We start from the raw sequence: 19,749 nt of genomic DNA, 5'->3' as shown, positions 1-19,749 counted from the left end.
TATTGACATAGTATGTATACTAATGTATTATGGTGGATATAACAACGTTACAGTATGATTTTGTGGGGTGTTCGTGATATGAAGAAAGTATTCTTGCTGTTATTGGCCGTCTGCCTGATCGGCACGGTGGCTCTGACGGCTGGCTGCGGTCAGTCGGGGACCTCGGATGGGAAGAGTTCGGGGCAGAAGGTGCTGCGCGTCGGCATGGATGCGAGCTATCCGCCGTTCGGCTCACAGAATCAGGAGACGAAGGACTATGAGGGCTTCGACGTCGATATCATCCGAGCCATCGGCGAGGCAGAAGACTTTGACGTAGAGATCAGCAATCGCTCCTTTGACGGCCTGATCCCGGCTTTGCAGGCTAAGGAAATCGATGTCGCGATCAACGACATCACAATCACGGATGACCGCAAGCAGTCGGTGGATTTCTCGAAGCCGTACTACATCGCAGGTCTCGGTGTCGTCACGCGGGCGGACAATGACACGATTCACACAGCAGAGGATCTGCAGGGCAAGACGCTCGGCGTCTCGATCGGCTCGACGGGCGAGGAAGCGGCGCGCAAGATCCCGGGTGCCAATGTGCGCGTGTTCAACGCCATCAATGAGGCGTTCCTCGAGGTGCAGAACGGCGGCGTCGATGCCGTCGTCAACGACATCCCGACGAACGAGTACTACGTGAGCCATGCGGGCAACAAAAATGTGCGCACGGCAGAGGTGGCGCTGACGAAGGAAGACCTGGGCATTGCGGTCCTCAAGGGCAACCATGAACTGCTGGAAAAGATTGACGACGGCCTTGCAAAGATCAAGGAGAATGGCAAGTTCGCAGAGATCTACGAGAAGTGGTTCGGCAAGCAGCCGCCGCAGGAACTCCTGCAGTGAGATGTATATAGGGGGAACGATCATGAATGGAATCGCACGCAATTTGGAGAAATACCCGCTGCTCGTGCTCGACGGTGCCTTTGGCACGGAGCTCGCGCGGCGCGGATTTGACACGAATGATGAACTCTGGTCGGCCAAGGCGCTCTTCGAGAAGCCGGAACTCGTCGAGTCGGTCCACCGCGACTACTATGAAGCTGGTGCGGACGTCTCGACGAGCGCGAGCTATCAGGCGACGGTTGAGGGCTTCGAGAAGAAGGGCTTCACGCGTGAGCAGGCAAAAGAGCTCATCGTGCGCTCAGTCCGCCTCGTGCAGCAGGCGCGCGATGCATTCTGGCAGCAGACCGAGAAGCGTGCGGGCCGCCCGCAGCCACTCGCGGCAGCTTCGGTCGGACCGTACGGCGCCTATCTCGCTGACGGCTCGGAGTATCGCGGCGACTACAAGGCGAGCCGCGCAGAGCTTGCAGATTTCCATGCGGAGCGCCTCGACATCCTCGTCGCGGCTGAGCCGGACATCCTGGCCTGCGAGACGCTGCCTCTGCTCGATGAGGCGCTGGCCATCCTCGCGGACCTGCACCGCTACCCAGACATGGGGGCCTGGATCTCGTTCTCGTGCAAGGATGAGGCGCACACCTGCGGTGGCGATGCCATCGCAGACTGCGCGCGGCTGCTCGACAAGGAGCGCCAGGTCACAGCCATCGGCGTCAACTGCACGGCACCGCAGTACGTGGCCGACCTCATCCGCAATATCCGCGCGCACACCACGAAGCCCGTCGTCGTCTACCCGAATACAGGCGAGACGTACGATGCCGTGACGAAGACATGGCACGGCAGCCCGACACCGTATCACGACTTCGTGCGCCAGTGGTACGAAGCGGGCGCGCGCCTCATTGGCGGCTGCTGTCGTACAACGCCGGACGACATCCGCGGCATTGCCGCTTTCCGCGCCAGCCTGCAGAAGTGAACAGAATGAAGCAAGAGAAAAGCGGCACCGCATGGGTGCCGCTTTTTTCATGATTTAGCTTTGGGCAGGCGTATCGTGAAGGCTGTGCCATCTGCTGCCTCATGCGTCTGTCAGTTCTCCTTCTGGAGGAAGTCGACGAGCACGCGCCTGAGCCGTGCATCGTCATCGACAATCAAGACACTTCGTTGCATGTTTACAACCATCTGATGCACCCAGTATACGCAAAGACTGTGCAGAAGATGGCGAGATCATGAAGAAAATGTGAAGATTTTGCAGGATAGGAGGCGGCAGAGCGGCGGAAAGTGTGTTATCATAGGCAATAGTTGGCTATAAGCAATGCAGAAAGGATTGTATACGATGACCAGTACGAGAAATGTCCATGTTACCTGCCCCGCTTGCCATGCACAGGGGGATTTCACGGTCTACAAGAGCATCAACACGAAGGAGAGCCCCGCGCTCAAGGCGAAGGTGCGCGATGGTTCGCTCTTCCAGTTCGTCTGCCCGCAGTGCGGGATGAAGACGACGGTTGACTATCCCTTCCTCTACCATCAGCCGGAGGATCACTACATGATCAACTACGGCAAGCTTGAGGATGGTGCCAAGGCGCTCGAGATGCTGCGCGGCAAGGGTGTCGCGCTCAAGGACTGGGCGACGGAGATGGAAAAGACGACGCGCCCCTACGTGCTGCGCGCCGTTGACGACCGCCTGGCCTTCCGCGAGAAGCTCTTCATCTTTGATGCAGGACTCGACGACCGCCTCGTCGAGATCTACAAGTTCATGGTCTGCTACCAGTACGCGGCGGCTGGGAAGGCGCAGGGCGGGGAGCACGCCTACTTCTACATAGACTCGAAAGGCCATCATCGCATCCAGCTTGTGCGCGGCAAAGAGCCGCTCGGGCTCGCGGATTTCCCGCGCAAGATCTACAACCAGATCCACGCGGAGTACGCAAAGAAGCTCGGCGATATCCGGAAGGCGGAACCTGTGGTGGATGAGGCGTGGGCGAGAAAGTTCCTGATGGAGCAGGGGCAGCTTTGATCCTGTGGCGTATGCGTCGCATCATGCGTGCCGGCCTTGGCCGATGGCGGAGATATCCATGTCGGGATCGATGAGGATGTTGTAGTCGGGGTAGGCAGCCTGGACTTCTTTGTGCAGTTCTTTGAGGATGGCCTGCAGGTCGTTGCCGAAGCGCACGACGACGTCGAAGCGCATCTCTTTCTTGGCCCGGTCGACGTAGAAGCCGTGGACCTGCAGGGCGTAGGGATGTGCCATGACGATCTTGTAGATGGCCTTGCGGATGGGGATGGTGCCCTGGTCTTTTGTGTTGTAGGAGTAGACGCTGACGCCCATGAGGCGCACGCCGGTGGCCTCAAAAATCTTGTCGTGGATGCGACGGGTCAGGCGGTCGGCTTCTTCAACGCTCATGGTGTCGGGCAGCTCGATGTGAACGGAGGCGTAGTTGCGTCCGGGGCCGTAGTTGTTCATCATGAGGTCGTAAGCACCGCGGATCTCAGGCTCGCTGGCGAGCAGCCCCTTGATTTTGCGCACAAGGGCGGGGTCCGGCCGCTCGCCCAGGATGTCGTTGAGCGTCTCGCGCATCATGTCGATGCCGGACTTGATGATGAAAGCCGCGATGACGACGCCGACGTATGCCTCGAGTGAGATGCCCGTGCCGAGATAGATAAGTGCCGAGACGAGGACCGAGAAGGACAGGATGGCGTCAAACAGGGCATCGGCCCCGGAGGCCTCGAGTGCGCCTGATTCAGCGGCCTGGCCCTGGCGTTTGAAATAGCGGCCGAGCACGATCTTGACGATGACGGCCACGGCGATGATCACGAGCGACAGGGCACTGTAGTCGGCCGCTTCTGGCTCGATGATCTTCTTGCCCGATTCCCAGAGCGAGGTCAGGCCCGCGTAGAAGACGATGGCCGCGATGATCATGGCGCTCAGGTACTCGATGCGGCCATGGCCGAATGGATGCTCCTTGTCTGGTTTGCGCCCCGCGAGCTTGGCACCGACGACCGTGATGACGGACGACAGGGCATCTGACAGATTGTTGACCGCGTCGAGCAGCACAGCAATGGAATTCGCCGTGATGCCGACGGCCGCCTTGAAGGCCGCGAGCAGGATGTTGACGATGATGCCGATGACACTTGTGCGCACGATGATGCGTCCGCGCATCGCCATCTCTTCTTTGATTGGTATAGTTGCATGATTCTCTGTCATGTTGTCGCTCCTTTCTTGGCACGTCATGCGCGCCAAAGTGAATCACAAGAGATACTTTCTTGATGATAGCACAGATGAGATAAAAGAAAAAGGGAAGGTTCTTGCAGCAGTAATTTGCCTGTGGCAAATCAGGAACAATAGTCTTATAATAGAGGAAACGCTATATTACGATGAGACTGGACAGATAGGGGAAATGATGTGTCATGAAAGGATACAAGAGTGTACTCATAAAGGATACGACGCGAGAGGAGCGCGAGGAGATCGTGCGGCGGTCGCTCTCCTGTGAATCGGGTTGCGAGAACTGCTCCGGCTGTGCCCTGGGGGTTGGAGACCCGTTCAAGATGTATCAGCCGTATATCGAAGGAAAGGAAGAAATCCGCGATATCAATCGCCGGTTCAATGCAAGCTATGGAATCCACTGAGAAAAGTCTGCTGTTAGGCACGCCAGGCGATTACCGGCCGATGGCCTATCATGAGCCGTTCACGGACTCGTACCGCGGGTTTGATATCGAACTAGCCTGGCGCATCGCTGCGGAGCTCGGCTACGAGGTGGTGTTCAAAGAGATTTCCTGGGATATGCTAGCCTACGATGCCAAGACGGATGCTTTTGACATGGCAATCGGCGGCATATCCCGCACGCCGCAGCGCAAAGAAGAGCTGATCCTGTCAGACAGCTACCTTGAGACGGGCAAGACAATCCTCTGCCGCGAGGCCGACGCGGCGCGCTTCGGCAGTCTGGCCGATGTTGATCGCCCGGGGGTCCGCGTTTTGTATAATCCTGGCGGCACGAATGAGGATTTCGTTAAAACGCATCTTCATCATGCCGACTGCCGTGTTTTTGCCAGGAATGCCGCTATCCCGGACTGCATCGCAGCGGGCAAGGCGGATGTCATGATCACGGAGACGGTGGAGGCAGCCTTCTACACGCGGCAGGTGCCAGCTCTGGCCGCACCGCTCCTGGCGCATCCCTTCACGCGTGAGGCATTCTGCATCGTGATGAGCCGGAAGCGTGCCGATATGGTCAGGGTGGTCAATCTCGTCCTAGCCGATTTTCGTGCGAGGGGCATCTTGCAGGGGATGGCAAAGCGTTATTTTGATTATTGATTGTTGGTATGGTAGAGGAAGGATGACGATATGAGAGCGATTGTTGTCGGTGCGACAGGTGCCGTCGGGCGCGACCTCGTGGAGGCGCTCTGCGCCGACCCGCGCTATACAGAGGTGCGTACCTTCACGCGCCGCGAACTCGGTGTCGATGACCCGAAGCTGCGGCCGTACGTCGTTGATTTTGAGCGCACGGAAGGCTGGCATGATCTCGTGCAGGGGGATGTCATCTTCTCGGCGCTCGGCACCTCGAAGAAACAGGCGGGCTCGAAGGAGGCGCAGTATCACATCGACCACGACTACCAGCTGATGTTCGCGACCTTCGCGAAGCAGAACGGCGTCCGCCACATGGTGCTCGTCTCGTCAGCTGGTGCCGATACAGGCTCTTCGTTCTTCTACATGAAGCTCAAGGGCGTCATCGAGAGGGACGTGGAGGCGCTCGGCTTTGCGGGCCTGACCATCGTGCAGCCTCCCTCTCTCATCCGCAAGCACGCGAAGCGGCCGCTCGAGACGATTTCTGTCAAGGCCCTCCAGGCGCTCAATGCCATCGGCCTCTTCAAGAGCATGGCTCCCATCTCGACGGAGATCGTCGCGCGGTGCATGGCCGAGGCTGGTGCCGAGCCCTTCGAGGGTGTGCGGCGCATCAGCAAGCAGGCCATCCGCCGCTTCGCTGAATCGAAATAAATAGGGGTGATTTTCGCCATAAAAAAAGGCGGCCACATGTTGGCCGCTTTTTCTATGGCGTTTATATAAAATTTTACGTAAATATTTACACAAAATTCTAGGGTAGCATTCTATGTCCTGTAGCAGAACGAAAAAATAATGGCAATAATATGCTGTAAAATGGCCATAATCCGCGTAAATTCTCAATTTCACAACGAAATAAGATAGTTTTCTCTAAAATCATGTAAAATAATATCTAAATTTTTATTGATTTATTTTATTCCATGGTGTATAATGACCTTGTCAACGAAAAGAAACGCAAACGATAGAGAAAAGGAGAGATTGTGATGAAGAAACGAGGTGTGCTTCATGCAGAGCTTTCGCGCTGCATTGCGGCCCTGGGCCACAAAGACTTGTTCATGATCGGCGATGCCGGCATGCCGATCCCGCCGGGAGTCGAGGTCATTGACCTGGCCGTTACAGCCGGTGTGCCGACCTTCCGTCAGGTGCTCGATGCTGTGCTCACGGAGGCTGAGGTCGAGGGGTATTACCTGGCCGATGAGATCCGCACCAACAATGAGGAGCTCCACGCTTACCTGCAGCAGAAGCTCAAGGATGTACCTGCTGAGTACATGCCGCATGATGCGCTCAAAGCGTTCTCGGCCAAGGCCAAGTTCGCGATACGGACGGGAGAGTTCTCGCCGTACCCCAATGTGATCCTGCGGGCCGGTGTCGTATTCTGAGCGGCGCCACCTGCTGTCGTTGCGTGTTCCGCCTGCTTCGTTTAGAATGAATAGGAGAAAGAAGGAGGATGGAACCGTGAAAATCAATATCAAGAAACTGAGTGAGCTGTCGGGGTTCTCGGCAGCGACCGTATCGAATGCCCTGAATGGCAAGCGCGGCGTCAATCATGAGACGGCGCAGCAGATCCTGGCCTTGGCCAGGGAATACGGCTATGTGTCAGGCAACCGCATCCAGAGTATCCGGCTCGTGACGTACCGCGACAGCGGCGAGGTCTTTTCGGACGCGCCGTTCTTCGCGGATCTCATCGAGAGTATCGAGAACGAGAGCCGCCGCAACGGCTATGAGACGAAGCTCGTGAACCTTTACCGCCGCGAGGCGGATTACGAGCAGCAGGTCGAGGATCTATTGGGGGATACATCCTCGGCCATCCTGCTGGTCGGCACGGAGCTCAGCGAGGAGGACGCCAAGGTATTCCTGACGGCACAGGTGCCGCTCGTGCTGCTCGATTGTGCGTTTGAGAACCTGCCGTTCCAATGTGTGCTCATGGAGAATGAGAACGCTGTGGCGGAGGCCGTGCGCTATCTCATCGCGCAGGGACACACGAAGATCGGCTACCTCTACGGCAGCGTCCGCACGCGGAACTTCACCTGCCGTGCCAACGGTTATCGCCGGGCACTGCTCGAGCGGGAACTGCCGCTTGTCGATTCGTTCCAGTTCGAGATGCCCGTCTCGATCACGGGCGCCTACGAAGCATTCGGCCATCTTCTCGACGAGGGGCGGGAGATGCCGACGGCTTTCTTTGCCGACAACGACATGATTGCGCTCGGCGCCATGCAGGCCCTGCAGAACCACAAGTACCGCGTGCCGGAGGACATCTCCATCATCGGGTTCGATGACATCGCGTTCAGTGAGGTCTGCGCGCCGGGGCTCACGACTATCCATGTCTACAAGAAAGAACTCGGACAGGCTGCCGTGCGCCGCCTGCTCGACCTCATCCGCGAACCGGGACAGGCGAAGATGCGCATCCAGGTTTACAACAAGCTGATCGAAAGAGGGAGTGTCGCCCGGCCGCGCGCCGAGTGATGCGATATAGAGTATAGGAGGATTTTTCCATGAAGATTGCAGTGATTGGGTCGACGATGATGGACATCGTCTCGTACACAGATGAGATGCCGCAGGCCGGCGAGACGCGCCGCGTCAACGGCTTCCACATTGCCAGTGGCGGCAAGGGGGCCAACCAGGCCATCGCCGCGGCCAAGCTCGGCGCAGATGTCGTGATGATGACCGCGGTCGGCGATGACATGTTCGGCGAGCAGTCACGCAGGAATTTCCAGGATCATCATATCGACATGAGCCTCGTCAAGACGGCAGAGGGAACGTCGAACGGTATCGCGACGATCGTCGTCGATGCCACGGGTCAGAACCGCATCCTCATCAATCCGGGAGCCAACGAGAAACTCAGCCCCGCAGACATCGAGGTGGCTGGCGATGAACTCTCGACGTGTGGCCTCTTCGTCCTGCAGCTCGAGGTCCCGCTCGAGACGGTCTATGCGGCCATCCGCTTTGCCAAGGCACACGGCATCAAGGTCCTGCTGAATCCGGCACCGGCCAGCCGCGATCTCTCGCTCGACATGGCCTGCCAGTGCGATTTCTTTGTGCCGAATGAGACGGAGCTCTCCATCCTCGTCGACAAGCCGGTCGATACGGTCGAGCAGGTCCGCGAGGCGGCAGAGAGCCTCGTCGAGCGCGGCCTGACGAATGTCATCGTCACGATGGGCAGCCGCGGCTCGCTGCTCGTCACGGCAGAGGAATCGCAGCTCGTGCCGTCGCTCAAGGTCGATGCTGTCGACAGTACGGGCGCGGGCGATGCCTTCATCGGCTGCTTCGTCGATACGTATGCGCGGACCGAGGATGTGCTCGGCTCGATGCAGCGCGCTTCCCGCTACGCGGCGCTCAGCGTCACGCGCAAGGGCACGCAGGATTCGTACGCCGATGCCAAAGAGTTTGCCGCATTCCTTGACGCTTGATGTTCGATGCTTGACGTCTACATCCCGATTGATTCAGGAGGAAATTTTTCATGGAAAAACAAGAAATCATCCAGTATGACAACGGTTATATCAGCAAGACCCCGATTTTCCAGTTTATCCTGCTCTCGTGTCTCTTCCCGCTCTGGGCGGCGGCCGCGAGCCTCAACGATGTCCTGATCACGCAGTTCAAGAGCGTCTTCGCGCTCAGCGACTTCGCGAGTGCCCTTGTGCAGAGCGCCTTCTACAGCGGGTACTTCCTGATCTCCATCCCGGCTTCCATCGTCATCCGCAAGACGACCTATAAGACGGCCATCCTCACGGGCCTCGGCTTCTATATCGCCGGCTGCTGCCTGTTCTTCCCGGCTTCGCACATGGCGACGTACACGATGTTCCTTGTTGCGATCTTTGCCATCGCCATCGGCCTCGGTTTCCTCGAGACGTCGGCCAATACCTACAGCACGATGCTCGGACCGGAGAAACATGCGACGCTGCGCCTCAACATCAGCCAGACGTTCCAGCCGATCGGCGCTGTCAGCGGCATCCTGCTCGGCAAGTACTTGATCTTCCAGGAAGGTGAGAGCATGCATTCGCAGCTTGCCTCGATGGATGCCGTTCAGGCCGCTGCCTTCAAGATGGAGATGTTGCAGCATACGCTGGAGCCGTACCACGTCATGATCTACATCCTGCTCGCTGTCTTTGCGCTGTTTGCCATCACGAAATTCCCGAAATGCAAGGTCAAGTCGGCTGCCGAGAAGGTGCCGGGCATGGGAGAGACGCTCTCGTACCTCGCCAAGAACAGCCGCTTCAAGAAGGGTATCGTCGCACAGTTCCTCTATGTCGGCATGCAGGTCGCCGTCTGGTCCTTCACGATCCGCCTTGCACTCCATCTCAATCCGAGCTTCAATGAACGCATGGCCGCTGATTTCATGGTCTACAGCTTCATCTGCTTCTTTGTCGGCAAGTTCATCGCGAACTTCCTCATGACGCGCTTCTCGGCCAACAAGGTCCTCATGGTCTACTCCGTCATCGGCTGCCTCGTTCTGCTCTACACCTCGTTCGTACCGGATATGACAGCGCTCTGGGCTGCTGTCTCGGTCAGCCTGCTCTTTGGACCGTGCTGGGCAACGATTTATGCCAAGACGCTCGAAGCTGTCGAGAAGAAGTATACGGAGACAGCTGGTGCCATCGTTGTCATGTCAATCGTCGGCGGCGCCTTCGTGCCGGCCATCCAGGGCTTTGTCTCGGATGTCACGGGCTCGATGCAGTTCTCCTTCATTGTCAACCTCTTTTGCTTCCTCGCCATCGGCCTCTACTTCCGCGGTGAAGCCAAGATTGAGGCGGCAGAGGAGAAAGAATCGGCTGCCGCTGAGTCGCAGGCCTGATTGCACCATATCTCGCTCCATTGACAATCAAGTGTATTCATAGGCCATCCATATGGAATGGACATTCATACCGCTCCGATGAGGAGCGGTATTTTTTTACCTGTAAACCTATTGACATGATATGTTTACATTTGCTATGATAGAAGCGTGAGTTAAAACATATATAATTAATATGTTTTAAAACTAAACAGAGAATGAAGTGTGCAGAAAAGCAAAGAGAAGGAACAGGAGGAGTTTTTATGCGAAATCGCTGGCTCATCGCGTTGGCGGCTATCGGCATCCACATCTCAATCGGCAGCGTCTATGCCTGGAGCGTCTTGACGCGTCCCATCATGGCGGAGATGGGCATCACGCTCTCGGAGACGACGGGCGTTTTCTCGACGGCCATCCTCTTCCTCGGCATCACGACGTGCTTCCTCGGCAATTTTGTCGAGAAGATCGGGCCGAAGAAGAGCGGCCTTCTTTCAACGGCGTTCTTCGCTCTGGCGATGTTCGGCACGTATCTGGCGATTTCCTGGCACACCCTGCCGCTCGTCTATCTCTTCTACGGCGTGCTCGGCGGCGTGGGCATCGGCATCGGCTATATGGCGCCTGTGTCGACGCTCATCCGCTACTTCCCACACAACCGCGGCCTCGCGACGGGACTGGCCATCATGGGCTTTGGCTTTGCGACACTGTTCGCCGGGCCGACGATGCAGCAGGTCACGGCGACCTTCGGCATCGCCGAGAACTTCCTGATCATGGGCACGCTCTACGTGGCCATCATGCTGGCGGCCTCGCTTTACCTCAAGCCGCCTGCGGACAGCATGGCCTGCACGCATGCGAAGACACTGGTCGAGACGGGGCCGACGGCTGCTGATGCGTTCAAGACATGGCAGTTTGCCTCGCTCTGGTGGGTCTTCTTCGTCAACATCGCCTGCGGCATCGCCCTCTTTGCGCTCGCAGCGCCGATGGCGCAGGATGTCATCGGCATGGAGCCGGGCGCAGCGGCGGCGATGGTCGGGCTCATCGGCCTCTTCAATGGCGGTGGCCGCTTCATCTGGTCGACTGTCTCGGATTACATTGGCCGTGGCCGCATGTACGCGCTGTTCTTCCTCATGGAGATCATCGCCTTCTGGCAGCTCGGCAACACGCGTGACGCCTTCCTGTTCCAGGCGATGATCTTCCTGATTACGAGCTGCTCAGGCGGTGGCTTTTCCGTCATGCCGGCCTATCTGACCGACCTCTTCGGCACGCGCCTCTTGGGGGCCGTTCACGGCCGCATGCTGACTGCCTGGGCGGCGGCAGGCATCGTCGGCCCGATGCTCGTCTCGTGGCTGCGCGCGCAGACGGGCGGCTACACGATCCCGCTGCTCTTCTTTGCAGGCTGTTTCGTGCTGAACTTCATCATCGCGCTCGTATTGCAGCGTTTCGGCATCACCAGTGCGGCCGCGCGTTTCCATGCCGCGGCTTGACAAAAGCGCGAGGAGCCAGTATGATAGGAAATAAGAAAATATACCATTTATATATGTTTTACTGATATTAATCTGGAGAGCAGGATACAGGAGGGTATTATGGCGGAAGAGAAACACACGCATCATCATGAGCATGACCACGAGCACGGTCATCACCATCACCACCACCATCACGAGGAGGGCCCGCTGAAGCCGGGTGAGCATCCGGACTGGCGCACGCACGTCCATGCGCCGGGCGAGCATCACGAGATCGGCGTCAACGACTACATGACGGCTGTCGCCGCCTATCGCAAGACATTTGCCTCGAAAGAGGATGTCCTCGAGCAGACACCGGACCCGGCTGTGCGCGAGATGATCAAGTACCTCGGGCAGCTCGGCCACGAGACAATCTTCGATCGCTTCGACCAGCAGAAGCCGCAGTGTACGTTCGGCCTTGCCGGCGTCTGCTGCAAGAACTGCAATATGGGGCCTTGCAAGATCACGAAGAAGAGTCCGCGCGGCGTCTGCGGTGCGGATGCCGATGTCATCGTGGCCCGCAACCTGCTGCGCAGTGCGGCTGCAGGCGTCGCCCAGCACGGCGCACATGCCCGCGAGCTCCTGCTCTCGATGAAGTTCGTCGCAGAGGGGCGCCTCAAGCTGCCAATCCTCGGCGAGAAGAAGCTCCGCACGGTATCGAAGGCATTTGGCCTCGAGACGGAGGGAAAATCGGCCCGAGAGCTCACGGGCGAGCTGGCGGATATCCTGCTCGAGGACCTGAGCCGCGCTGTCCCCGATGATTACAAGACCATCCGCGCGATGGCGCCAAAAGAGCGCCAGGATGTCTGGGACAAGCTCGACATCATCCCCATCAGCGCCTACAACGAGGTCTTTGACGCCTATCACCGCACGGCTGTCGGCACGGACGGTGACTGGGAGAGCCTCATGCAGGAATTCCTGCGCTGCGGTCTCGCATTCTGCTTCACGGGTGTCGTCGCGGCGAACATCGGCACGGATGTGCTCTTCGGCAATGGCCACCGCGCGACCTCGAAGGTCAACATCGGCGCGCTCAAGGAGGGCTGGGTCAACATCGCCGTGCACGGCCACCTGCCGACACTCGTCAGCGAGATTGTCCGCGTCGGCCGCACGCCGGAGATGATCGAGCTCGCCAAGGCGCATGGCGCAGAGGGCATCCAGTTCTACGGCGTCTGCTGCTCCTGCCTTGCGGCCATGTACCGCTACGAGGGCGTCATCCCACTCTCGAATGCTGTCGGCGCTGAGCTCGTGCTCGGCACAGGTGCACTTGACCTCTGGTGCGCCGACGTCCAGGATGTCTACCCGGCCATCATGGATGTGGCCCGCTGCTTCAAGACGACTGTCGTCACGACGTCGGAGAATGCCCGCCTGCCGGGCGCGGAGCACTATGCCTACGACCATCATCATTCGAACGTCGAGGATACCGAGAAGATTGCGCGCAAGATTGTCACACGCGCCATCGAGAGCTTCGCGGAGCGCCGCGACATTCCCGTGCACATCCCGAAGTACGAGGTCACGGCTGAGGTTGGCTTCACGGCGGAGAACGTCGCCGAGCAGTTCGATGGCTTCAAGGGCCTCTACGAAGCGCTCAAGGACGGCCGCATCCGCGGCATCTGCAACATCGTCGGCTGCTCGAATCCGCGCGTCGTCTACGAGCGCGCTACGCTCGATGTCGCGCGCACGCTGATCCAGAACAATATCCTGATCCTGACGAATGGCTGCGCCTCGTTCCCGCTGCTCAAGATGGGACTCTGCAGCAAGGACGGGGCAGAGGAGGCCGGCGCTTCGCTGAAGGCCTTCCTCAAGGAACACGATCTGCCTCCTGTCTGGCATGTTGGCGAATGCGTCGACAACACGCGTTCGTCTGCCATCTTCGGCGGCATCGCGGCCGTCGCTGGCGAGGCCATCAAGGACATGCCGTACGCTTTCTCGAGTCCTGAGTGGTCGAACGAGAAGGGCCTCGACGCCTCGCTGGCTTTCCGCCTGTTCGGCGTTGACTCCTACCACTGTGTCGAGCCGCCTGTCCAGGGCTCGACGAATGTGGAGAATTTCCTCAAGCGTGATACGAGAGAGCTGCTCGGCTCTGCCATGCACGTCAATGTCGACCCGATCGCTCTCGGCAAGGAGATCGTCGCAGACATCGAGGCACAGCGCCAGAAGCTCGGCTGGGACTGATCCCTGCTTTTATATCGAGACGGAAGAGACCTGCTGCACTGCGGCAGGTCTCTTTGCAGATTCGGCGCGAAAGCGATATACTAGAGGGGCAGATAAATCTTGCGGGGTGATTGTATGGCAAATGTCAAGACGTATAAGATGGAGCCGGAGACGAGCGAGAAGCTCCAGAAAATCTGTGAGGAGCTCAACCTGACCTGGGATGGGACCTTCCAGACGCTCGCCAATCTCTACATGCAGCAGAAAGCCATCGGAGCGCTGCCGGAGCGCGGCATGGAAGTCAAGGAGTTCCAGAGCCTGCTCAACCGCGTCTCAGAGGCGTTCACATATGCGCTGACGGTCAATGCGGATGCGGAAGAGCGCATCCGCCAGGAATTCACCAAGAAATTCGCGGCGCAGCAGCAGGACCTCGCGGCCGAGAAGACGCGTGCCGAGATGGCCGCCAAGAGGGCAAAAGAGGCAGAGTTGCGCGCCCAGGAGCAACAGGGACAGGCAAAGACGCTGCGCGAAGAGCTGGAGAAGCTCACGCGGGAACTTGGCCATGTCAAGGAGGAGGCGCGTCTCGCGGCCAAGGCGCAGGCAGACTCACTGGCCGATAAGGAGCGGCTCAATGCCTTGCAGGCCCAGCAGCTCGCGGCCCTGAAACAGGAAGTTGAGGCCTGCCGCGATGCGGCAGCGGCTGCAAAGGAAATCCAGGAAAAGGCGGATGGACTGCAGCGCAGCCTCATGGCAGCAGAGCATGCGAAGGAGCAGGCCGAGAAGCAGGTGGCAGAGCTCCGCGCAGCTCTCGATGACAGAGAGCAGCAGATGAAGGCGCGCACCGACGCGCTTGAAGCACAGTACACACAGGAGAAGCACATGCTGCTCCTCAAGGCAGAGAATGAGCGCCAGTCGGCCGTGCTCGCGGTCAAGGCCGAATATGCCGCGCGCATCGAGTCCCTGCAGGAGAAGTACATGGCCAAGTATATGGCCAAGATGGAGGCTTCTTATGGCGTATCTGGAGCAGGCAGTGGAAACGTTCAGCCTGTGCAAAGGGAAAAGGAAGAAGCGGAAGATGCAGCCGTGAAAGAGGCATCCGGAAATCCAGCAGGAAAGGAGGGTGAAAGAGCATGAGGATCATGGAGAGCAGAGCGCAGATGAGAAAGGAAAAAACCATGGACAGGATTGGCGGGGCAACCGGTCTTGTCAGGCGGCTGATACTGGGGAGCATCGTCTTGCTGGCGAGCATATCGCTGCTCGCGGGCTGCGGCCGGCAGCAGGCGGAGAGCCCGGAATCATCTTCTTCTGCAGATGTTGCTGAGTCATCATCCCGTGCAGGATCCTCCTGCGTCATTGTTGACGATGCTTTCTCGAACCTGCAGATGACGGACCCGACGATACCTGTCTACGACAAGTACACGCTCTCGGAGCGCCGTGCGAAAGGCTTGACGACGACCATGCCAGATCTCACGCCGTATAAAGAGGGCAAGGTCGTCTACCTGACGTTTGACGACGGCCCCGACGAGAAGAACACGCCTGCCATCCTCGACATCCTCAAGGAGAACGGCGTCCAGGCGACCTTCTATGTGACGGGCCAGCATGCAGAGCTCCATCCCGATGTCCTGCAGCGCATCTATGCAGAGCACCATGCCATCGGCAATCACAGCTACGATCACGATTACAAGAAACTCTACGTCTCGCCGGAGACATTCCTCTCTGAGATGGAACGCACCGACGAGATCATCCACGGCATCCTCGGTGTTCGCCCTCTGATCCTGCGTGCGCCGGGCGGCGTTATTGGTCACTTCACGAAGGCATACGATCCGGCGCTCAAGGCGAGCGGTTACGTCGAGCATGACTGGAACGTCAGCTCGGCCGATGCAGCGCCGAACCATCCGGTCGCGCAGGACTTCATCGACAACATCGACAGTCAGACCGACAAGCCGGTGGCAGCGCATGCGGCCATCATCCTCATGCACTGCTCCGAGGGCCATGAGGAGACCGTCAAGGCACTGCCAGAGATCATCCGCATCCTCAAGGCGAAGGGTTATACCTTCGGCGTCATCACACCGATGACACCGCAGCCCTGGTGATGTACGCAGCATGGGAGAGCATTGAGCCGGATTTGCGAAAAAGAGCGGGCCTCTAGAAGGATAGAGCCCCGCTCTTGTCGTATATATACACTTATAATGAATGCAAGAACAAATCGTGTTATCTGGCTGGTCCGACAGTGCAAATGACGTCAAAGAGGCTGGATAGGGATTTGCGCTGGAGACGCGGATCGTTTCTGTGCAGGAGGACGGGCAGCGCTAGATGCCAGCAGAAGAATCATCATCCGGGACAAAGGGAGGAACGATGCATGAAGCTAAGTGAGAGCAGGCAGCAGTCCAAGAACATCATCATCACGGCCTGCGTATTCCTGATTGGACTCCTGTGCTGGGGGGTCATGCTGCAGGATCTCTACACAAAGCGCATCTTGTCCCTGCGCGAGCATTGCCGCCTCGACGCTGTCGTTTTTGCCGATGAACTCCAGCAGGACTTCTCGGAGGGAGAGTCTATCGTCAAGGCGCTGGCACTGACCATCGGCAACAGCCAGAATCAATCGGCAGAGGGCCTCGGACATGTGATGGAGATTGTCGCTAGCCGTACAGATATCCCCCTTGACAGTATCCTGCTCGCGCCGAATGGCGTGGTTGCGGCTGTTTATCCTGATTCGCGGAGCAGTGCACTTGGGTACGATATCTTTGCTGAACCCAAGCGCAAGCTAGCAATGCAGTACAGCCTGCAGGCGCATGCTTTTGCCGTGATAGGGCCGATAGAGACGACAGGCGGCGGGATGGTCATGGCTATCGTAAATCCAGTATTCCTGCATACGGCGGGTGACAAGGAATCATTGTGGGGATTTGCAAATGTCCTCGTCAAGGTGCCGGACATCTTCGCCAAGACAGTTGCCAATCTGGATCAATCTGGCTTGGCCTATCGACTCGAGAAGACGGGGGTCAGCCATGATGGTTATGTGACCATATTGGAGTCTGATGTACCGCCGACTGACCCCGTCAGCTACACCTTTTCTTACGGCGGCTGCCAGTGGCACATGCAGGTCGCCCCGAAAGACGGCTGGCAGGTCATGGGCCCCCTGAGCACGGCTGTCACTCTCGGCTTCCTGACCTTGATCATGCTGACGGTGCTGACATACGTTCTGCTCTACATGCGCGATAGGCAGAAACGTCTGCGCCGTCTGGCCATGACAGATCAGCTCACGGGGCTGCTCAACCGCCACGGTCTCGAGTCCGTGATCCAGGAGAGACTCAATCAGGATAAGATGGATCAGGCAATCTTTGTGCAGCTTGACATCGATGACTTCAAGCTCATCAACGATATCTTCGGCCACAGGATCGGCGATGAAGCGCTGCGTCACCTCGCTGTTATCATGCGCGTATTCTTTCCGCGCGAGGCCGTCTTAGCCCGCAACGGCGGTGATGAATTCATCATCGTGCTGCCGACGCGCACCATACCCGCGGCTGAGCGCATGGTGCGCGACTTTGTCAGCCTCAAGAAGGAGTTCAACTACAAGCAGATGGTCTATCAGTACACCATCTCGATGGGATATGCTGTCTATGCCGCCAATCAGGCAGATGGTAAGTCCCCGCTCGACGTGCTGCGCGATGCCGATACGGCCCTCTATATGGTCAAGCTGCGCGGCAAGAACGGCTGCTGCCGCTATGTACAGGGCATGGCGGCGACGCGCCGCGTGCAGATGGGCTTCTCGCTGCGCGATGTCGTCTTCAATCTGCCAGCTTCCATCCTGATCTACGATGCAGAGAGCGAGGAGATCCTCTTTGCCAATCAGGAACTCATCTCCCTGTTCGAGTGTGACGATCTCGATGACCTCCTCGCTTACACGAAGCGCAGATTCCGCGGCATCGTCCATCCTGATGACTATGAGCAGGTGGACACGAGCATCTGGCAGCAGGTCTACGCCTGCAACCTGAACAAGCGGGAGAAGGCCAACGATGCCGTAAACTACCGCATCGTCACGAAGCATGGCAGAGTGCGCTGGGTCATCGATCGCGGCCGCCTCGTCCAGAGCGATTTCTACGGGCGCATCTTCTATGTGATCCTCGTTCCCGATGAACGGATGGATGCCGCATCCGATAAAGCGGACCAATGACGAAGGATCCAGGCAATATGCTGTATACTGTCTTGATGATATCGCTCGCCTGTGATATAATGCAAAATATAAAGACACGCAACGAAGCGGCTACGCTCCCTGCGTGTCTTTTTCATTATCTCCACATGATGCAGTAGCTCAATCCAGTTCACGCCGTGTATATGCGAGGAGGATGCTTTATGATCAGTTTTCCATTATTCACCGAGCTTGAAGCCAAACGTGATGCCGTCAATGCAAAGTTCCACCGCGAGACGGAGCCGCAGCTCATCGAGCGCTTCCAGCAGTTCGGTTTTGTGCCGCGCGATGGAGAGGACGCGCACTACATGTCCTTGAAGGAGAAGAGCACGGGCAACCTCTACCTTTTGACCTGCAGTGCCTATGAGATCACCATCATGTTCGAGCACGTCCGGACGGGCGAGGCCATCAAGATCTGCGAGATCAGCAACTTCGCCCTGAGTGCCCATACCATCATGAACATCGTCATCGCCTCGATCGACAGTTGGCTCCAATACGGTGTCGTCTACGATTATCGCAAGGCACAGAACTTCGAGGACTACCTGATGAGGTAACGCGCATTTAGCACTTTTTAGCACTCGGCAGCACTTTTGTCGGTGGGGCTGTCTCGGACTGCCGTAATCATGCTATAATATCCTTGGCATCAAAAGCATCAATCTGTATCAGTCGATTGAAGAAAAGAGGAATAGCATGAAGAAAATCATTGCCGTGAGCCTGTTAGTCGTTGCCATGGCCGCACTGCTGCTCGGCTGCGGTCAGGCAAAGCTGACATCGCAGGAAGTCAAGGGCGGCGTGACGAGCTTGCAGATGGACCTGCCGTTCACGCTCGAGCAGCAGCCGAAGGAAGAGACAGCGAAGTCGAACGACTATGTCAAGTCCATCACAGACAGCCGCATCACGCAGGCCAAGGGCATGGACTTCCACCTGATGCAGTTCACGATGTACGTCATGAATGCCGATAAGCTGAAGAACGATGCGGCAAGCAAGGCAACGTTTGAGCAGAAAGCGCTCGACGGCTATCTGACTGCCTTTGAGCAGAATGCTAAGGCCCGTGAGAGTTCGCGCGACACCAAGAGCATCACGATATCAGGCAAGGATGCGAGTGTCACGACCGTTCAGTGCAAGATGCGCGGCGAGAACGAAGTCATCAAGGTCGTCTTCCTGCCATTGCCTGAGGAGTACTGGTTCGTTGCCTTCGCCTATCCGAAAGAACACGAGGACGATCAGGGAAAACTTGCCGACAAGATCATCAGCAGCATCCAGCTCAGGCAATGACTGTCGAAAAAAATTGCTGGAATCAGGTATTTTTCAGATAAGTTGAGATGTTTTTCAGATTGCCCTGTTACAATGCAATTGTCGATAGGGAAAGCCGATATCCCCAAGGGCTTCTCTACAAGACGTGAAGTGAATCCCACTTCCTCCATTTCTCTCTAAGATAAATGATTCTTTCCCAAAGAAGACGAGCAGCTGTTCATCCCACAGCTGCTCGTCTTCTTTTATCATTTTTTCAAAAAAGGTGTTGACAAGCAGGGGCGAAGCGTGTAATATAATACAAGTCGCTGCGAGAGACACGGGAGCGGACAGATGAGAAGCCTTGACTGGCAAGCATCTGAAAGCGAAGAGTTTCGAGTTCAGACAAAAAAGAAATTTTAAAAATCTCTTGATAAACTGAACGGGCTGCGATAAAATAATAGATGTCTTAAGGAATGGAAAAACAAACGATTCTGAAAAGACAAAGTTGTTCTTTGAAAACTAAACAATGCAACATGAATCATTTGTGATTCAAGCCAGATGTTTTTAAAACATCGATTGATTATGAACATAAGCAATCGGCAATTTCTTTACTGAGCTTTGATTTTTCAAGGTTCAGGCCAAAAAAGATTATTTGAGCCAATCAAGGCTTTCCTAAATTTTATGGAGAGTTTGATCCTGGTTCAGGACGAACGCTGGCGGCGTGCTTAACACA

Annotated in this window: 18 protein-coding genes; 17 read left to right on the top strand and 1 reads right to left on the bottom strand. The window is 57.2% G+C overall.

The genetic code is table 11. The features are described 5' to 3' along the window. The first annotated feature begins 78 nt into the window (after nt 1-78). The 3 genes from B2X55_RS00390 (at nt 79) to B2X55_RS00380 (ending at nt 2,875) form a co-directional block, all read left to right on the top strand. Entirely contained in the window at nt 79-879 is an 801-nt protein-coding gene (locus B2X55_RS00390) for a basic amino acid ABC transporter substrate-binding protein (RefSeq protein ID WP_286820431.1), read from the top strand. Nucleotides 880-901: 22 nt separating this feature from the next. Continuing rightward, complete coding sequence (gene mmuM, locus B2X55_RS00385; RefSeq protein WP_286820430.1) at nt 902-1,840, top strand: homocysteine S-methyltransferase; 939 nt, start codon at nt 902-904, stop codon at nt 1,838-1,840. 357 nt (nt 1,841-2,197) lie between these two features. Beyond that, entirely contained in the window at nt 2,198-2,875 is a 678-nt protein-coding gene (locus tag B2X55_RS00380) for a CpXC domain-containing protein (RefSeq protein WP_286820429.1), read from the top strand. Between the two features lie 21 nt (nt 2,876-2,896). On the opposite strand, the gene B2X55_RS00375 is transcribed toward B2X55_RS00380, so the two are convergent. Continuing rightward, nucleotides 2,897-4,063 (bottom strand): cation diffusion facilitator family transporter, encoded by a 1,167-nt coding sequence (locus B2X55_RS00375; protein ID WP_286820428.1) that lies wholly within the window; start codon nt 4,061-4,063, stop codon nt 2,897-2,899. Nucleotides 4,064-4,266: 203 nt separating this feature from the next. On the opposite strand from B2X55_RS00375, the gene B2X55_RS00370 reads away from it, so the two are divergent. The 14 genes from B2X55_RS00370 (at nt 4,267) to B2X55_RS00305 (ending at nt 19,058) form a co-directional block, all read left to right on the top strand. Further along, complete coding sequence (locus B2X55_RS00370; RefSeq protein ID WP_036376922.1) at nt 4,267-4,485, top strand: hypothetical protein; 219 nt, start codon at nt 4,267-4,269, stop codon at nt 4,483-4,485. Further along, the gene (locus B2X55_RS00365) at nt 4,472-5,167 is read left to right on the top strand and encodes a transporter substrate-binding domain-containing protein (RefSeq protein WP_286820427.1); all 696 of its coding nucleotides are present in this window, start codon (nt 4,472-4,474) and stop codon (nt 5,165-5,167) included. The genes B2X55_RS00370 and B2X55_RS00365 overlap by 14 nt, the downstream gene beginning before the upstream one ends. Before the next feature lie 30 nt (nt 5,168-5,197). Then, entirely contained in the window at nt 5,198-5,848 is a 651-nt protein-coding gene (locus B2X55_RS00360; protein ID WP_286820425.1) for an NAD(P)H-binding protein, read from the top strand. Nucleotides 5,849-6,174: 326 nt separating this feature from the next. Beyond that, nucleotides 6,175-6,570: a D-ribose pyranase gene (gene rbsD / locus B2X55_RS00355; protein WP_270529028.1), complete on the top strand. Its 396-nt coding sequence runs from the start codon at nt 6,175-6,177 to the stop codon at nt 6,568-6,570. 76 nt (nt 6,571-6,646) lie between these two features. Then, nucleotides 6,647-7,654 (top strand): LacI family DNA-binding transcriptional regulator, encoded by a 1,008-nt coding sequence (locus tag B2X55_RS00350; protein ID WP_286820424.1) that lies wholly within the window; start codon nt 6,647-6,649, stop codon nt 7,652-7,654. 29 nt (nt 7,655-7,683) lie between these two features. Then, entirely contained in the window at nt 7,684-8,598 is a 915-nt protein-coding gene (gene rbsK / locus B2X55_RS00345) for a ribokinase (protein WP_286820423.1), read from the top strand. A 50-nt stretch (nt 8,599-8,648) separates the two neighbouring features. Then, nucleotides 8,649-9,980 carry an L-fucose:H+ symporter permease gene (gene fucP, locus B2X55_RS00340; RefSeq protein WP_286820422.1) on the top strand — a complete coding sequence of 444 codons (1,332 nt, stop codon included), beginning with the start codon at nt 8,649-8,651 and terminating at the stop codon, nt 9,978-9,980. Between the two features lie 239 nt (nt 9,981-10,219). After that, nucleotides 10,220-11,434, top strand: coding sequence for an L-lactate MFS transporter (locus tag B2X55_RS00335; protein WP_270529032.1), 1,215 nt, complete (start codon nt 10,220-10,222; stop codon nt 11,432-11,434). A 99-nt stretch (nt 11,435-11,533) separates the two neighbouring features. Continuing rightward, entirely contained in the window at nt 11,534-13,621 is a 2,088-nt protein-coding gene (gene cooS, locus B2X55_RS00330; RefSeq protein ID WP_286820419.1) for an anaerobic carbon-monoxide dehydrogenase catalytic subunit, read from the top strand. A 114-nt stretch (nt 13,622-13,735) separates the two neighbouring features. Beyond that, nucleotides 13,736-14,731: a hypothetical protein gene (locus B2X55_RS00325; protein ID WP_278742195.1), complete on the top strand. Its 996-nt coding sequence runs from the start codon at nt 13,736-13,738 to the stop codon at nt 14,729-14,731. Between the two features lie 41 nt (nt 14,732-14,772). Beyond that, on the top strand, nt 14,773-15,690 hold the full coding sequence (locus tag B2X55_RS00320; RefSeq protein WP_286820417.1) for a polysaccharide deacetylase family protein: 918 nt from the start codon (nt 14,773-14,775) through the stop codon (nt 15,688-15,690). 266 nt (nt 15,691-15,956) lie between these two features. Beyond that, nucleotides 15,957-17,768, top strand: coding sequence for a sensor domain-containing diguanylate cyclase (locus B2X55_RS00315; protein WP_286820416.1), 1,812 nt, complete (start codon nt 15,957-15,959; stop codon nt 17,766-17,768). 179 nt (nt 17,769-17,947) lie between these two features. Further along, a complete protein-coding gene (locus B2X55_RS00310; protein WP_036376896.1) occupies nt 17,948-18,337 on the top strand; it encodes a hypothetical protein in 390 nt (129 codons plus the stop codon). Between the two features lie 136 nt (nt 18,338-18,473). Further along, entirely contained in the window at nt 18,474-19,058 is a 585-nt protein-coding gene (locus B2X55_RS00305) for a hypothetical protein (protein ID WP_286820414.1), read from the top strand. Nucleotides 19,059-19,749: the final 691 nt, after the last annotated feature.

It is taken from the genome of Mitsuokella sp. UBA4253 (assembly GCF_002395285.1).
Lineage (GTDB): Bacteria > Bacillota > Negativicutes > Selenomonadales > Selenomonadaceae > Mitsuokella > Mitsuokella jalaludinii.
Note: the sequence above shows the minus strand (reverse complement) of the source record. Positions and strands in the feature narration are given on the sequence as shown.

Excerpts from the sequence above, each read along its gene's own strand:
- B2X55_RS00390 (WP_286820431.1), top strand. The coding sequence starts at position 79 with ATGAAGAAAGTATTCTTGCTGTTATTGGCCGTCTGCCTGATCGGCACG.
- B2X55_RS00310 (WP_036376896.1), top strand. The coding sequence starts at position 17,948 with ATGATCAGTTTTCCATTATTCACCGAGCTTGAAGCCAAACGTGATGCC.
- B2X55_RS00365 (WP_286820427.1), top strand. The coding sequence starts at position 4,472 with ATGGAATCCACTGAGAAAAGTCTGCTGTTAGGCACGCCAGGCGATTAC.
- B2X55_RS00360 (WP_286820425.1), top strand. The coding sequence starts at position 5,198 with ATGAGAGCGATTGTTGTCGGTGCGACAGGTGCCGTCGGGCGCGACCTC.
- B2X55_RS00320 (WP_286820417.1), top strand. The coding sequence starts at position 14,773 with ATGGACAGGATTGGCGGGGCAACCGGTCTTGTCAGGCGGCTGATACTG.
- mmuM (WP_286820430.1), top strand. The coding sequence starts at position 902 with ATGAATGGAATCGCACGCAATTTGGAGAAATACCCGCTGCTCGTGCTC.
- rbsD (WP_270529028.1), top strand. The coding sequence starts at position 6,175 with ATGAAGAAACGAGGTGTGCTTCATGCAGAGCTTTCGCGCTGCATTGCG.
- B2X55_RS00375 (WP_286820428.1), bottom strand. The coding sequence starts at position 4,063 with ATGACAGAGAATCATGCAACTATACCAATCAAAGAAGAGATGGCGATG.
- rbsK (WP_286820423.1), top strand. The coding sequence starts at position 7,684 with ATGAAGATTGCAGTGATTGGGTCGACGATGATGGACATCGTCTCGTAC.
- B2X55_RS00380 (WP_286820429.1), top strand. The coding sequence starts at position 2,198 with ATGACCAGTACGAGAAATGTCCATGTTACCTGCCCCGCTTGCCATGCA.
- cooS (WP_286820419.1), top strand. The coding sequence starts at position 11,534 with ATGGCGGAAGAGAAACACACGCATCATCATGAGCATGACCACGAGCAC.
- B2X55_RS00335 (WP_270529032.1), top strand. The coding sequence starts at position 10,220 with ATGCGAAATCGCTGGCTCATCGCGTTGGCGGCTATCGGCATCCACATC.
- B2X55_RS00305 (WP_286820414.1), top strand. The coding sequence starts at position 18,474 with ATGAAGAAAATCATTGCCGTGAGCCTGTTAGTCGTTGCCATGGCCGCA.
- fucP (WP_286820422.1), top strand. The coding sequence starts at position 8,649 with ATGGAAAAACAAGAAATCATCCAGTATGACAACGGTTATATCAGCAAG.
- B2X55_RS00325 (WP_278742195.1), top strand. The coding sequence starts at position 13,736 with ATGGCAAATGTCAAGACGTATAAGATGGAGCCGGAGACGAGCGAGAAG.
- B2X55_RS00370 (WP_036376922.1), top strand. The coding sequence starts at position 4,267 with ATGAAAGGATACAAGAGTGTACTCATAAAGGATACGACGCGAGAGGAG.
- B2X55_RS00315 (WP_286820416.1), top strand. The coding sequence starts at position 15,957 with ATGAAGCTAAGTGAGAGCAGGCAGCAGTCCAAGAACATCATCATCACG.